Below are 14360 nucleotides of genomic sequence, written 5' to 3' on the forward strand. Positions count from 1 at the left end.
CCCGCATGCCCATGCCCCTGCCCACGCCCACGTCCCGTCATGAAGGCGCGTCCACGCGGGTTCCTTCTTCCTCCAAAGCGGGAACGGGTGGTCGATCCTTCGGCAGAGGGTTGCGAGCTCTCGCCGTCGCGGCGGCGGGGCTGCTGCTCGCCGTTGCGGTGCCAACCCCCGCGGTCGCTCATGACGTCGACGGAGCACCGATGCAGGTGAGCACATCCGCCAGCCGGACGCCCTCCGGCCTCCTCAGCGGCGCCTCCGTGAAGAGCTCGATCTATCCCTTCGTGCCCGCGCAGCCCGAGATCCGCATGGTGGAGTTCTGGCTCGACAACGAGGCGATGACGGGAGCGCCCCGGCAGGTCGAGCGGGAGGCCCCCTTCGACTTCGCGGGCGGCAGCGCCTCCGCCGCCAACGCGTTCGACACCCGGGGCATCAGTGAGGGGTCGCACACCATCAGCACCCGCATCACGCACTCCGACGGCCACGTCGCGAACGGGGCGACGACGTTCACGGTGGACAACGTGCCCGACAGCCCCACGCCGACTCCGACCCCCACCCCAACGCCCGCTCAGACGGTGCGGGTGAATGCCGGCGGCGGATCCGTCAGCACGGGCGGCGCCACCTGGGGCGCCGACGCGTACTTCAGCGGCGGGAAGACCTACTCGAACAGCAGGGTCACCGCCATCGCCAACACCACGGACGACGCCCTGTACCTGAACGAGCGGAGCGCCACCGTGGATCGCGGCGGCTTCAGCTACGCGATACCGGTCAGCGCGACCGGCAACTACGCGGTGACCCTGCACTTCGCCGAGCTCTACCACGGAGCGACCGGCGGCGGCCCCGGCGGCGCAGGCAAGCGGGTCTTCAGTGCGAACCTCGAGGGCGGAACGACCGAGCTGGTCAACTTCGACATCTTCGCCGCGGTGGGCGCGATGACCGCGACGACGAGGACGTTCACCGTTCCCGTGAGCGACGGCCGCCTGGACATCGCCTTCACCGCCACGGTGGACCAGCCGAGCGTCGCTGCCATCTCTGTGGTTGGCCCGTCCGGCACTACCACGACGCCCACGCCGTCGGCGGGCGACCCGACCCCCTTCGGCTGGGACACGAAGACGAATGCCCCGATCGGCAAGTCCGAGGCGCAGGGCGCGGTCGTGAACGGCCGGCTGTACGTGTTCTCCGGCTTCGACGTCGGCACCACGACGACCGCGCGCAGCGACGTGTACGACATCGCGAGCAACAGCTGGTCCCGTCTGCCCGACTTCCCGGTTGAACTCACGCACTCACCCGTCGTCGTCGACGGCACCACCATCTGGCTCATCGGCGGGTACGTCGGCGACCACCCCGGCCCCGCGACGCGCAGCGTCTGGAAGTTCGACACCGTGACCCGCACCTACAGCGCGGGACCGCAGCTTCCCGCACCGCGCGGGGCCGGCGCCGCCGCGATCGTCGGTCGGGAACTGCACTACTACGGCGGGACGAACCGCGTGGCCGGGTCCACGGCCGACCCGGACCAGCCGGACCACTGGGTGCTCAACCTCGACGGCGGCACGACCTGGGCGGCGAGGGCGGGCCTCCCCAACCCGCGCAACCACCTGGGCGGCGCCGCCATCGACGGCAAGATCTACGCGATCGGCGGACAGCACAACGAGAACGAGAACACGGGGCTGCAGGCCGACGTGCACCGCTACGACCCCGCGACGAACGTCTGGACCAAGGTCGCCAGCCTGCCCCAGCCCCGCAGTCACATCGCCACGGCCGTGCGCGACGGGCAGCTGCTCGTGATGGGCGGCACCAATACCGGGAACATCGCCAGCCGCGACGTCACGGCATACGACCCCGCAAGCAACGTCTGGTCGGTGCTGCCGGCCCTCCCGGGTGGCCGCAAGACCGCTGTCGCGGGAGTGTGGGGCGACACGGTCTACTTCACCGGCGGGAGCCACGCCACCAGCACCTACACCGGGCGGTTCCAGCAGCGGTGGGAGAACGGTCCCGCCTTGCCCGTCGCCCTCGGTGAGGTGGCCGGGGGCGTTATCGGATCCTCGCTGTACCTCGTCGGGGAGAGCAGCAACGCCACCCTCGCCCTGAACGTGTCCACCGGCACGTGGCGCAGCGACCTTCCGGTGCGCCCCTTCGTGGGCCACCACCACACCGCGGAGGTGATCGGCGGGAAGCTGTACCTCTTCGGCGGTCTCGGCTCTGGTGCGGGCAAGGTGCAGATCTTCGACCCCGCGACGAACCGCTGGACCCTCGGCGCGGACATGCCGTTCGCGGCGGGCTCCAGCTCGTCCGCGTTGATCGGCGGGAGGGTGTACGTGGCGGGCGGCATCGTCGGCAGCACCACCACGACCCGCGTGGCCCGCTTCGACCCCGTGGCGAACACGTGGACGGAGATCGCGCCGATGCCGCAGGGTCGCAACCACGCCGCATCCGCCACCGACGGCACCCGCATGTACGTGGCTGGCGGCCGCGGACCCGGCAGCGGGGACGGCAACTCCGTGGCGAATGGCTTCGACACCCTGCAGGTCTACGACCCCGCGACGAACACCTGGCGTTCGAGCGCCACCAGCGGCTCCGGCCTCGCTCCTCTGCCCCAGGCACGGGGCGGCATGGGCAAGGCGGTGTTCTCCAAGGGCGAGATGTTCGTCCTCGGCGGCGAGACCGCGACCGGCGCGGGCGCGACGAGCCAGCGCGTGTACGACCGGGTGGACATCTACAACCCGCAGACCGGCACCTGGCGGCTCGGGACCCCGATGCTCACCGCCCGGCACGGCATCTTCCCGGTGCTCGTGGGCAACCGCATCACCGTGGCCGGCGGCGGGGTGCAGGCCGGGTTCTCCGCCTCGTCCGTGACGCAGACCTACACCGCTCGGTAGAGGAGGCGAGGCGGGATCACAGGACAGTGGAGGTGGGAGCGTCCGTCGCTCGAAGCGTTGCCTGGTGCAACTCTTCGAGCACCACGCTGGGGGACAGGTAGGAGTGGAGCTCGGTGATCCCCTCGTCGGTCACCCGGTAGAACATCGTGTACGGCACCCGGATGTCCACGCCGGACGGCTCCATACCCGCGACCTCCCCAATGTGCCTGCCGACGAACAGCGCCTCGAGTGCCACCACCCCGTCGTCGACGACGAGATTGATGACCTCCGGATGGGCGTCGAAGATCCGGGTCTGAGCGTCGCCGATATGGTCGCGAACGGCACCCCGGCCGCGTATCTGTTCACCCGACTCCATGGTGGTCCACACGACATCAGCGGTGAAGAACTGCGAGAAGTCCCTCCGCTCGACCATCGCCGTGAAGTAGCCCTGCATGATGGATCGCGTCGTCACGACTGACACAGCCCTCTCCCGTCCTTCTTGTTTCCGGTTGGGTGGACGATAGGAGCGGGGACGGAGGCCCGGAATACGCAGTTGTGCGTACACCGGGCCAGCGAGCAGGCAACGGAGGCGTTGGCGACTCATCCTGACCCGGACCGCCGGGTAGCGGACGAGCCCGCGGCTCCGCCGGGCCCGTCCGCCGCGACCCGTGGCTTCAGTCGGCCACGATCAACCCCAGGATGAGCGCCTTCCAGGTTCTGGGGCCAACGACGCCGTCGACAGTGAAGGGCATCTGCCGCGACAGCAATCTCTGGAACTCACGGACGGCCGCGTCCGTTCTGCCGCCGAACACGCCGTCGACGGTGAGGATGACCCATCGCCGATCGGTCAGCTGATCCTGAACGGCCCGGACCGCCGAGCCTGTACTGCCCCGTCTGACCGTGACGATGAGCGATGACCACGTCGCGGCGCCCACCACGCCGTCGACGACGAGGCCGCGCGCACGTTGATAGGTCCTCACGGCGGAATCCGTTGCCGGTCCGAAAATGCCGTCTACAGCGATACGGGCGCCGTGCGCGTTGAGCAGGTGCTGCAGCGAGCGAACCGTGACCGGGAACGAGGCGTCGGGTGAGCCTCTCCACAGCACGGGCCACGGCCCGAGTGTTGAAGCGGAGGCCTGAACCTCCGCGGTGGCGGTTGTGGCGGTTGTGGCGGCCGTGGACAGCGGCTGAGCCGCCTGCGCGGGCGTGGCGGTGACGAGGATGAGGCCGAGCACCGGCGCCGTCGCCAGGACTCGGAATGTGGTCTTCATGGAAGGAACTCCTTGGGATAGCTCGGCGCACTCGAGATGCCCTCGGGCACCGGCGGGGACGAGCGGACCTCGTGAGGACAGCCCTGTCGCTGCGGCCGGGGATCTCGATCGATGGTGCGGCGCGTCCGCGCCGCGGGACTCGCTTCTCGCGCAAGGGACGCGGAGGAGAAGCGTTCGCTGTGTCGACGCGGGGGTGGAGGCTTCCTTGCCTCCGCAGCCTGCCGAGCACCGCTTGGTATGACGATCACGCTCCCGCCCCACGGCTCGACGTGTCAAGAGAACCGTAGAGGCTAGGCGGATCGCTTCCGGAACTCCGCGTCCGCGGGCCGCCGGTTAGGTACAGCAGGGACTACCGCGTCGCTCCGTCCGCCGCGCGGCTCGTGGCTCCGCTCCTGGCCCCGACCGCCGCTCCTCGGCGGCGGCGGATCGTGAGCACGACCGAGGCGACCGTGTAGTACACGACGTAGAGGAGGGTCGCCGCGATGATCCAGGCCGGCGTGTCCGGCATGGTCGCCACGGCCGCCGCGTAGCCGACGAACCAGAGCGCGGTGAGGATCATCGTGGTCCGCCAGAGCTGGCGCGTGCGCGACGGATAGAGGTAGTCGATCGGCACGAACGAGGCGACCGCGAGCGCGAGGAGCAGCACGACGGTCGCAACCTGGCCGAGCCCGAGCACGACGGCGTAGAAGGCCACGATGTTCCAGTAGCTCGGGAACCCCCGGAAGAAGTGGTCGTCGGTCTTCGCGTCGGTGCGGCAGAACTGGTAGGCGGATGCGAGGAGTACGGCCCCGGCGACGGCACCGCCGGCGATGCCGTCGGGCAGGTAACCGGTACTCCAGAGCAGCACCATCGGCGCGAACGCGTAGGTGATGAAGTCGACGATGTTGTCGAGCAACGCCCCGTCGATGGTCGGCAGCACGGTCTTCACTCGGGCCCCGCGAGCGAGGAACCCGTCGACGCCGTCGATGAACATCGCCGCCAGGAAGAGCCACAGCACGGTGCGCACATCCTGGCGGTAGGAGAAGTGCACCATGGCGAGCGCGAGCAGCACGCCGGACGCCGTGAACAGGTGCACACCGGCCGCGAGGATGCGCTCGCGGAGCGCGTGCTTCGAACCCGCACCGGTCGCTGTCATCCCGGCAACGATACTGGCATCCGAAGCGGACGGCACGGCGGAGTCCTGCGGGGGGCGGGCTCGATCACGTCACCAGTTGGACGGCTCGAAGTCCTTGAGGAAGACGCCGAACAGGTCCTCGCCCGCCTCGCCTCGCACGATGGGGTCGTAGACGCGGGCGGCGCCGTCGACGAGATCGAGCGGCGCGTGGAAGCCCTCCTCGGCCAGGCGCACCTTCGTGAAGTGCGGTCGCTCGTCCGTGATCCAGCCCGTGTCGACAGCCGTCATGAGGATCCGGTCGCTCTCGAACATCTCCCGCGAGCTCGTGCGGGTGAGCATGTTCAGCGCCGCCTTCGCCATGTTGGTGTGGGGATGCCCCGGCCCCTTGTAGCCGCGCGAGAACACGCCCTCCATCGCCGAGACGTTCACGACGTAAGTGCGCCGGGCGGACGACGCGGCAAGAGAACCGCGCAACCGCGAGATGAGGAGGAACGGCGCGGTCGCGTTCACCAGCTGCACCTCGAGCATCTCGAGCGGCTCGACCTTGTCGACGTGCTGCGTCCACGAGTTGACCGTCAGCTCGTCGGGGATGAGCCCGCCCGCGTCGATGGCGCTGCCCGCGAGGTGACGCTCGAGCGAGCTCGATCCCGGCGCCATCGCCTCGGCCGTCAACCGGTCGGCCGTGTGGGCGGCGGCCGCGAGGATGGGGTGCGAGTTCACGGACTGCGCGAGCGCGAGCGGGTGCGCGTCGTTCGTGTGCCCGAAGGTCACGAGCGCCGGCAGAGGGCCGTCGGGCAGCGGTGCGAGCTCGGCCTCGACGAGCGGCCGGTAGGCGCCGGGCGAGCGGCGGACGGTCTGCGCGGCGTTGTTGATGAGGATGTCGAGCGGCCCCTGCGCGGCGACGTGATCGGCCAGGGCGATCACCTGAGCAGGGTCCCGCAGGTCGATGCCGACGATCTCCAGGCGGTGCAGCCAGTCGCCGGAATCGGGCAGCGACGAGAAGCGTCGCACGGCATCGCGCGGGAAGCGCGTCGTGATGGTCGTGTGGGCGCCGTCCCGCAGCAGCATGAGCGCGATGTACATGCCGATCTTCGCGCGGCCGCCGGTGAGCAGCGCCCGCCTGCCGGTGAGGTCGGTTCGCGCCTCGCGCTTGCCGTGGCTCTTCGCCGCGCAGCCGGGGCAGAGCTGGTGGTAGAAGGCGTCGACCGTCGTGTAGGGCTGCTTGCAGATGTAGCAGTTGCGCGGCTTCAGCAGCTCACCGGCGGTCGGCGCCGCTGAGCGGCTCGTGAGCGGGATGCCGCGGGTCTCGTCGTCGATGCGGTCCGGCGCGCCCGTCGCGGTGGCGGCGACGACGACGCGATCGGCCGAGGCGATCCGTTCGCGTCGCTCCAGGCGGCGCCCCCTCTTGTGCTCCTTGAAGAACTTCGCGGTCGCCCGGCGCACGGCCGTGAAGTCGGGATGCTCGGCGTCGAACTCGGACAGTTCGGCGAGCACGCGCAGCGTCGTCGCGAGGTCGGTGGGGTCGATGGGACGCGACTCGGAGGTCTGCGGGGGCGTGGAGGGCACAGAGGATTCTACGCCGCGCTGCGGCGCAGGCCGAGCGCGCACCGACCGCGCCCCCGTCGGCGGCGCGTTCTCCCGTCCCGCACCTCGACGGTGCGGGACGGGAGGCGGCGCTACTCGGGGGAGGCCTCCGCCCCCGCGGCGCGGACCTCCGCGTAGTCCTCCGCGGTGAGCTCCAGGGACGCGGCGGGAACCCAGCCGTCGATCTGGTCAGGGCGGCGGGCGCCCACGATCGCACCCGTCACCCCGCGGAAGCCGAGGGTCCAGGCGACCGCGGCGGCCGCCTGCGGCACGTTGTGACGCTCGGCGACGCGGCCGAGGGCCTCACCGATCGCCAGGTTCTTCGCCAGGTTCGTCGTGAAGTCGTCGCTGTGCTTGCGCCAGTCGTCGTCGGGCAGGCTCTCGACCCGCTCCGCGGTGAAGGCGCCGCTCAGCAGGCCGGAGCCCATCGGGCTGTAGACGATGGTGCCGGTGCCGTGGTCGGCGCACCAGGGCAGCACGTCCTCGGCGCTCTGCGGCGCGAGCGCGGAGAACTTGGGCTGCAGCGAGTCGACGTGACCGAGCCGCTCGGCGGCCTCCAGCTGGGCGGGCGAGTGGTTCGACAGCCCGACCGCGAGCGCCTTGCCCGAGGCCTGGATGTCGAGCATCGCCTGCCAGTACTCCTCCACCGGCGTGCCGTCGGTGGTGGGCCAGTGCACCTGGTACAGGTCGATGCGCTCGACGCCCAGCCGGCGCAGCGACGCGTCGACCTCGCGCTTCAAGGACTCGGGGTTCGCGATGCGGCGCGAGGGCTTCCCTCGGTCCTCGTCGTCCCAGACGACGCCGCCCTTGGTGAAGATGTACGGCCGGTCCTGCTCGGGGAAGTCGCGGACCGCACGGCCGACGACCTCCTCCGAGTGCCCGAGTCCGTAGATGGCGGCGGTGTCGATCCAGTTCACTCCGCTCTCGATCGCGTGGCGGATCGCCCGCAGCGACTCGTCGTCGTCCTGCGGGCCCCAGCCGAAGGCCCAGTCGCCCTGACGGGGGCCGCCGATGGCCCAGGCGCCGAAGCCGACGCGCGTGATCGAGAGGTCGGAGCGTCCGAGGGGGACGACGGGGAGATCGGTTCTCATGGGTGCCTTCCGGAGAGATGAGCGATGCGGAGGTGCGGAGGTGTAGCAGTGCGGAGGTGCGGTGCGGGTCAGCCGTGTGCCAGCTGCTCGAGCAGCGATTCGCGAACGACGCAGTTCTCGAATGCGAAGGAGTCGGCGAGCTCCGCAAGCTCATCCTTGCCCAATCCGCGGAACAGTTCCGCATATTCCGCGGCGAGGGGCTCGGAGACGGTGATGTTCAGCAGCATCAGCCGCACCCAGTCCGCCCGGCCCCACGGGTACGGGTCGAAGTCCGGGAACTCCGCGGCGATCAGGTCCTGCAGCGGCTGCGAGACCTCGCGCACGCCGACGCCGTCGCCGCCCCAGCGGTCCGCGGAGAGGCGGTTCTTCTTGGTCACGAAGTCACCGAACCGCCGCAAATAGGCGGAGTCGGGGCGGACGTGCACGAGGCCCTGCCTGCCGAGGTCCTTGTACATCCACGAGGTCCAGCTGGCCCCGTACCGCCGGTAGATGTCGAGCTGGTCGGCGAGGATCGCGCGCCGATCGGCGTCCGTCGCGGGGTCCCCGGTATAGATGGGCGCGAACTCGCCGACCATGAGCGGCGTGCCGGTGCTCCTCGCGTACTCGGACCGGGTCAGGAACTTGGCGTGCACGACGTCCCTGTCGATCCAGACTCCGTCCATCGTCCTGCCGGGATAGGGGCCGCCGCGACCGAGCCCGGACGGCACGTAGTCGTGCAGCGAGTAGACGGTGTTCGGCCACGGCTCGCTCTCGAAGATGTCGAACTCGGTGGAGTACGTGTTGCCGTCGAGGAAGACGATGTGGTCGGGGTCGACGGCGCGCACCGCGTCGAATAGGCGTCGGTAGTACGGCCCGACCACGGCGCGGGACTCGTCGGCCGGCTCGTTCATCAGGTTGTAGCCGGCGACCCAGGTGTTGCCGCGGTAGCGCTCGGCAATCGCCTCCCAGATGCGCACCACCCGATCCTGGTACTGGCGGTTGTCCCAGAAGGCGGCGTGGCCGTCGGCGTTGTCGGAGTGCCAGTGCTGGTTCTGCGACCCGGGCAGCGCGTGCAGGTCGAGGATCGAGTAGACCCCGTTCCTGCCGCACGCCTCGACCGCCCGGTCGAGGTGCCGGAACCCGTCGGAGTTGATCGAGAAAGGCTCGTCGTCGCGCTCGAGGTGGTGGTAGTTCACCGGGATCCGCACGAGGGTGAAGCCGTTCTCGCCGAGGAACTCGGCGTCCCGATCCCCGAAGAACGCGGTGAGCAGGCGCTCGAAGAAGTACCCGTACAGGTCGTCGCCGAGCACCGCCCGCACGCGCGCCCGCATGCGCGTCTCGGTGCCGGCGTAGCCGGTGATGAAGTTCTCCATGTTGAGCCAGCCGCCGACGCAGACCCCGCGGAGCCGGATGTCGTGGCCGAAGCCGTCGACAAACCGTCCGCCATCCACCCTCAGCGCTGTCGGTGGGCGTTCCGCCATGGAACCGGTCTCCTCATCGGGTGGGGGCAGGGCACGGTCCCGTGGAGCTCCACGGGCCGGGCCGGGGTCAGTCGAGCCAGAGCTCCCGCGGGGGAGTGAGCGCGTCGAGCTCCTCCCAAAGGCTCTCGGGGATCTCGACGGCAAGCAGCTCGAGCGTTTGCGCGATCCGCTTCGGCGACGACATGCCGACCACCGTGGAGGTGATGCGCGCATCCCGCACCGAGAACTGCAGCGCTGCCGCGGCGAGGGGCACGCCGTGTCGCTCGCACGCGGCCATCATCTGAGCCGCCCGCTGCGGGATGGTGTCGTCGCGCTGCCCGTACGCGTACTTCGGTTGGGCCTGGGGTCCTTTCACCAGCATCCCGCCGCCGTACGGGGCCGCGTTGAGCACGCCCATGCCGCGCGCCACGGCCTTGTCGTACAGCGCCTCGGCCGAACGGTCGAGAAGCGTGTAGCGGTTGTGGTTCAGCACGACGTCGAAGGCCCCCGTGTCCACGTACCGGTGCATCACGTCGAGGGTGCCGCCCGCGACGCCGAGGTGGTCGACGAGGCCCTCCTCCTTCAGCCGCACGAGGGTCTCGAGCGGTCCGCCGGGGGCGACGCCCTCCTCGAAGGAGATGCGCTCCGGATCGTGCAGGTGCAGCAGCGGGATGTGGTCGACGCCGAGGCGCGTCATGCTCTCCTCGAGCGACGCGCGCACGCGCGCACCAGAGAAGTCGCTCGACCCGGGGGCCGGGTCCACCTTCGTCGCGAGCACATACCCCTCCGGCAGGCCGCCGCGCCGGGCGAGGGCGAGCCCGATGCGGTGCTCGCTCTCGCCGTTGCTGCCGTAGCCGTTCGAGGTGTCGAGGAAGTTGAACGGGCTGTCCAGCGCCGCCTCCACGGTCGCCACCGCGGTCTCCTCGTCCACGCTGTAGCCGTAGAGGAACGCCATGTCGGCGAGCGGGCTCGTGCCGACGCACACCGGGGTCACCTCCAGCGGGGTGGAGCCGAGGCGGCGTCGCTCGAGCGGCGTCCGCCCGCGACCCTCGTCGTCCTCCTGACCCGTCGTGCTCACGCGCTGCTCACTCGCCCTTCGGTGCGAGCGACGCGTAGACCTCCGCCGCGCGGTGGTACCCCTCGACCAGACGGTCGAAGACCGCGTCCGTGGCCGCGTCGGGCTGCGTCCTGTCGGGGTTGGCCTTCCGCCACTCGGCCATCCGCAGCACGGCGCGGTGGAACGTCAGCGAGGGGAAGTAGCCCGGCACGTAGCGGCGCAGCTTGGAGTTGTCGAAGACAGCGCTGTGCGCGAGGTCGCCGATCAGCAGCTCGGACCAGAACCAGTCCGGGGCGGCGACGGAGATCATCTCCGAGGGGATGTGCACGAGCTTCGCCTCGACGCCGAGAGCGCCCGCCACCAGCGTGTAGATCTGGTCCCAGGTGTAGGTCTCGTCACCGGTGATGTGGAATGCCTCGCCGACCGCGCGCGGGTTGCCCAGCAGCCCGATCAGGCCCTGCGCGAAGTCCTCGGCGTGCGTCAGCGTCCAGAGCGACGTGCCGTCGCCGTGCACGACGATCTCGTCGCCCCGCGCGATGCGGTCGAAGATGGTCCAGCCGCCGGGGAGCGGCGGGTTCGCGTCGTCGTACGTGTGGGAGGGGCGGACGATCGTCACCGGGAAGGCCTGCTCCGCGAACGCGCGGGTCAGCACGTGCTCGGCGTCGAGCTTCTTCCTCGAGTACTCGGTGAAGCGGTTGTGCAGCTGGGTCGACTCGGTGATCGGCGTCTGCAGCACGGGCTTGCCATAGAGGGAGGCGGTGCTGATGTGGACGTAGTGCTTCGTGCGGTCCGCGAACAGCCGCACCATGCGCTCGGCGTCCGGTCCGTCGTAGGAGAGGAAGTTGACCACGGCGTCGAACCGAAGGTCGCCGAGCGCGGCGAGCAGGCTCTCGTCGTCGGTCACGTCGCCCGTGAGCCAGTCGACCGTGTCGGGCAGCTCGCGCCCGGCGGAGTTCCGCCCGCGGTTGAGCACGTGCACGGTCATGCCCACCTCGGCGGCGAGCCGAACGCAGGATGCGCTGATGGTTCCGGTGCCCCCGATGAAGAGGACGTCGAGGGGTGCCCTGTCGAGTGCGCTCATCGGCCCGCGTACCAATCCTCGAAGCCGTTCTCGACGACGCTGATGAGGATGTCCTCGGAGCGGATGCCGAGCGCACCGAGCCGACGGACGATCGCCTCGAACAGGTCGCGCTTCTTCCCCACCGGGTACATGTGCACCATCGTGATGTGGATGAGGACCAGCTCGCGGCGGTCCACGTTGTTGTAGCCGGGGTCGAACTTCAGCTCGCCCGGCTGGTGCGGGCGGAAGACGTGGAAGAGGTCGTCCGGGGTGATGCCCAGCGCCTCCACCTGCGCCGCCTGGATCTCGGTGCTCATCTGCTCGTGCAGCTCGTCGTACACCGCGGCGCTCAGGTCCACTTGGATGAGGGGCAAGGTCAACTCCTTTGTCGGACGCGGGCCGGGCGGCGCGCGTCGGGTCAAGCTAAGCGCGCCCTCGGCGGCCTCGCAACATTACGGGGATCAGTCGAAAATTTTCGGGACGACGGCGCGGAGGTCAGGAGGCGAGCGCCCACTGCACCAGCTGGAGGACGACGTCGCGGTGCTCGGCCGAGTCGAACGACTCCGGTCCGTGGCCGAGCGCGTCAGCGATGATCCGGGCGCGCCCCTCCGCCCTCGTCCAGACGAGGGGATGGGTGCGCCCGTCGTGCTCGTGCTGCACCACGACGGACAGCCCCTCCTCGAGGGCGAGGTCGCTGTAGCGCTCATCGAAGAGGGAGAACCGGCCGGCCGGTCCCGTGCGGGGATCGTCCAGCCGGGCCACTTCGGCGTGCGCGAGCGGCGGGTGGCCGCTCCGCTCCGGGACCCAGCGGGCCCCGACGATCGATCCCCACTCCGGCAGGCCGAGCAGCGTCGTCACGCCGACGTGCACGGCGAGGATCGCGCCGCCCCGGTCCAGGTATGCGCGCAGGCCACGCGAGGCGGCGTCGAGGTCCTCGGGCGGAAGCGGATCGTCGGGCAGCGGCGCGGTGACCACCAGGAGATCCACGCCGGCGAGGTCGGCGAGGCGTTCGGCCACCGAGGTCGAGACCGAGACCCGGTGGCCGGCGCCGCGCAGCACCCCGGCTAGCGCCTCCGACGTGCGCTCGAACGGATGCCACGGGTCGCTGTACCCCGGTCCTCCGGAGAGGATCAGCGCGGTGGCGCCGGTCGTCACTTGATCGCGCCCGCGGCCAGCCCGCGCTCGAACAGCCGCTGGAGCAGCAGGTAGGCGAGGACGATGGGCAGGGCGGTGATGACCGCCGCGGCGAGCACCTTCGTCTGGTCGTTGTTGAACTGACCGATGAAGAAGGTGGGCAGCAGCGTGATCGTCTGCGTGTCCGGGCTCTGCAGGAACACCAGCGGCAGGAGGAAGTTGTTCCAGGCCCCGATGAACGTGAGCACCACGATGGCGGCGGCGATCGGGCGGGTGAGCGGCAGGATGATGTGCCAGAACGCGCGCATCGTGCTGGCGCCGTCGATCCGCGCGGCCTCGAGCAGGCCGTCGGGGATGCCGTTCATGAACGAGCGCGTGATGAGCACGGTGAACGGGATCTGCAGGGCCGCGAGCGGCAGGATCACCGACCAGTAGGTGTTGTAGAGGCCCAGCTGCAGCGTCGTGGAGAACAGCGGCGTGAGCAGCACGACCTCGGGGAGGGTGAGGGCGGCCAGGATCAGCCAGAAGAACACCTCACGGCCGCGGAGGTGCAGCTTCGAGAACGCGAACGCCGCCAGCATCGTGCAGACGTAGACGACGGCGATGGTTCCCGCCGAGATGAGGATGCTGTTGCGGAAGAACAGCGGGAGCTCCGGCCGCGAGAGCACGGCCTCGTAGTTCCCCCAGCCGATGCCGGCGAGGGAGCCCTGCACCATGGCGACGAGGGGGAACAGGAACGGCAGGACCAGCACGGTGATGAGGATCTGCAGGCCGATCTTGGCCCTGCGGCTGCGTGTTTCGAACATCACTGCTCCTTCCGCTGCGAGCGGATGTTGACGATCATCGAGAGGCCGAGCGCGAGGACGAGAAGGATGATGGAGATCGCGGCACCGTAGCCGGCGTTGGCCAGCGGGATGCTCTCGCGGTAGATGAGCGTTCCGAGGAACTCGGTGGCGTAGTTCGGCCCGCCCAGGGTGACGAGGTAGGGGATGTCGAAGGTCTTCAGTGCGCCGATGATGCTGAGGATGAAGATCGCGACGGTCGTGCCCTGCACACCCGGCAGCACGATGCTCCAGAGGGCGCGGAAGTTGCCGGCGCCGTCGATGCGCGCCGCCTCCATCACCTCGGGCTCGATCTGGCCCATGGCGGCGAAGTAGAGGATGAACGTCAGCCCGGTGTTGTGCCAGATCGTGATGACCATGAGGATCGGTAGCGCGGTGGCCTGGTCGGCGAGCCAGGGGTGGGCGAAGAAGCCGAGACCGATCGCCTCGAGGAACTGGTTGACCTGGCCGTTCGCGCTGAAGATCTGCCGGAAGACCGGCGCCATGATCGACGGAGCGAGCACGACGGGCAGGAAGATCACGACCTTGTAGAGCACGGCCAGCTTGACCTTCGAGTGCATGATCGCCGCGAACAGGATGCCGAGCGCCGTCTGCACCGCGAACGAGAAGACGAAGAACACGACGGTGTTGCGGATGGCCTTCCAGAAGATCGGGTCCTGGAAGGCGTCGACGTAGTTCTGGGCGCCGACCGGACGCGAGACCGGGCTGACTCCGTCCCACTCGAGCGTCGACATGTAGCCCGTGTAGCCGACGCTGTAGTAGATGAGGCCCACGGAGAGCGCGAGGGCGGGTATGAGCCAGACGTAGCCGGGGGAGCGGAGTCGCCTCGGCCTCCGCTTCGGCTGGGACTTCGGCTCCCAGGCGTCGCCCGGCTTCGTCAGTACAGGTGCGTTGATGACCACGTCGTCCATCCGTT

Annotated in this window: 13 protein-coding genes; 1 reads left to right on the plus strand and 12 read right to left on the minus strand. The window is 69.8% G+C overall.

Going from position 1 to position 14360, the window contains the following annotated elements:
* Positions 1-200: 200 nt before the first annotated feature.
* Complete coding sequence (locus tag DAI20_RS16175) at positions 201-2873, plus strand: Kelch repeat-containing protein (RefSeq protein WP_159085105.1); 2673 nt, start codon at positions 201-203, stop codon at positions 2871-2873.
* A 16-nt stretch (positions 2874-2889) separates the two neighbouring features.
* Here DAI20_RS16175 and DAI20_RS16180 read toward each other — a convergent pair whose 3' ends face one another.
* From DAI20_RS16180 to DAI20_RS16235, 12 genes are all read right to left on the minus strand, one after another.
* Entirely contained in the window at positions 2890-3324 is a 435-nt protein-coding gene (locus DAI20_RS16180; protein ID WP_159085106.1) for an ester cyclase, read from the minus strand.
* Positions 3325-3526: 202 nt separating this feature from the next.
* Positions 3527-4087, minus strand: a complete 561-nt coding sequence (locus tag DAI20_RS16185) for a peptidoglycan-binding domain-containing protein (protein WP_240606125.1) — start codon at positions 4085-4087, stop codon at positions 3527-3529.
* A 385-nt stretch (positions 4088-4472) separates the two neighbouring features.
* Positions 4473-5258 (minus strand): CDP-alcohol phosphatidyltransferase family protein, encoded by a 786-nt coding sequence (locus DAI20_RS16190; protein WP_108252757.1) that lies wholly within the window; start codon positions 5256-5258, stop codon positions 4473-4475.
* A gap of 69 nt (positions 5259-5327) precedes the next feature.
* Entirely contained in the window at positions 5328-6803 is a 1476-nt protein-coding gene (locus DAI20_RS16195) for an SDR family NAD(P)-dependent oxidoreductase (RefSeq protein WP_108252758.1), read from the minus strand.
* A 110-nt stretch (positions 6804-6913) separates the two neighbouring features.
* Positions 6914-7912 carry an aldo/keto reductase gene (locus DAI20_RS16200; RefSeq protein ID WP_108252759.1) on the minus strand — a complete coding sequence of 333 codons (999 nt, stop codon included), beginning with the start codon at positions 7910-7912 and terminating at the stop codon, positions 6914-6916.
* A gap of 68 nt (positions 7913-7980) precedes the next feature.
* Entirely contained in the window at positions 7981-9372 is a 1392-nt protein-coding gene (locus DAI20_RS16205) for a glycoside hydrolase family 5 protein (RefSeq protein ID WP_108252760.1), read from the minus strand.
* Between the two features lie 67 nt (positions 9373-9439).
* Entirely contained in the window at positions 9440-10429 is a 990-nt protein-coding gene (locus DAI20_RS16210; protein ID WP_240606126.1) for an aldo/keto reductase, read from the minus strand.
* Between the two features lie 7 nt (positions 10430-10436).
* Complete coding sequence (locus DAI20_RS16215; RefSeq protein ID WP_108252761.1) at positions 10437-11489, minus strand: NAD-dependent epimerase/dehydratase family protein; 1053 nt, start codon at positions 11487-11489, stop codon at positions 10437-10439.
* The gene (locus DAI20_RS16220; protein ID WP_159085107.1) at positions 11486-11842 is read right to left on the minus strand and encodes a tautomerase family protein; all 357 of its coding nucleotides are present in this window, start codon (positions 11840-11842) and stop codon (positions 11486-11488) included. Before DAI20_RS16220 ends, DAI20_RS16215 begins: the two co-directional genes overlap by 4 nt.
* A 121-nt stretch (positions 11843-11963) precedes the next feature.
* Positions 11964-12623, minus strand: coding sequence for a ThuA domain-containing protein (locus DAI20_RS16225; RefSeq protein ID WP_108252763.1), 660 nt, complete (start codon positions 12621-12623; stop codon positions 11964-11966).
* Positions 12620-13408: a carbohydrate ABC transporter permease gene (locus DAI20_RS16230; RefSeq protein ID WP_108252764.1), complete on the minus strand. Its 789-nt coding sequence runs from the start codon at positions 13406-13408 to the stop codon at positions 12620-12622. Before DAI20_RS16230 ends, DAI20_RS16225 begins: the two co-directional genes overlap by 4 nt.
* Positions 13408-14355, minus strand: a complete 948-nt coding sequence (locus DAI20_RS16235) for a carbohydrate ABC transporter permease (RefSeq protein ID WP_108252765.1) — start codon at positions 14353-14355, stop codon at positions 13408-13410. The genes DAI20_RS16230 and DAI20_RS16235 overlap by 1 nt, the downstream gene beginning before the upstream one ends.
* Positions 14356-14360 lie beyond the last annotated feature (5 nt).

Origin of the sequence: Planctomonas deserti, assembly GCF_003067705.1 — a bacterium.
GTDB classification, from domain to species: domain Bacteria; phylum Actinomycetota; class Actinomycetes; order Actinomycetales; family Microbacteriaceae; genus Planctomonas; species Planctomonas deserti.

What these genes read in the sequence shown, in the direction of transcription:
- DAI20_RS16230 (WP_108252764.1), bottom strand. Translation starts at nt 13,408, where the DNA reads ATGTTCGAAACACGCAGCCGCAGGGCCAAGATCGGCCTGCAGATCCTC.
- DAI20_RS16235 (WP_108252765.1), bottom strand. Translation starts at nt 14,355, where the DNA reads ATGGACGACGTGGTCATCAACGCACCTGTACTGACGAAGCCGGGCGAC.
- DAI20_RS16215 (WP_108252761.1), bottom strand. Translation starts at nt 11,489, where the DNA reads ATGAGCGCACTCGACAGGGCACCCCTCGACGTCCTCTTCATCGGGGGC.
- DAI20_RS16175 (WP_159085105.1), top strand. Translation starts at nt 201, where the DNA reads ATGCAGGTGAGCACATCCGCCAGCCGGACGCCCTCCGGCCTCCTCAGC.
- DAI20_RS16205 (WP_108252760.1), bottom strand. Translation starts at nt 9,372, where the DNA reads ATGGCGGAACGCCCACCGACAGCGCTGAGGGTGGATGGCGGACGGTTT.
- DAI20_RS16190 (WP_108252757.1), bottom strand. Translation starts at nt 5,258, where the DNA reads ATGACAGCGACCGGTGCGGGTTCGAAGCACGCGCTCCGCGAGCGCATC.
- DAI20_RS16200 (WP_108252759.1), bottom strand. Translation starts at nt 7,912, where the DNA reads ATGAGAACCGATCTCCCCGTCGTCCCCCTCGGACGCTCCGACCTCTCG.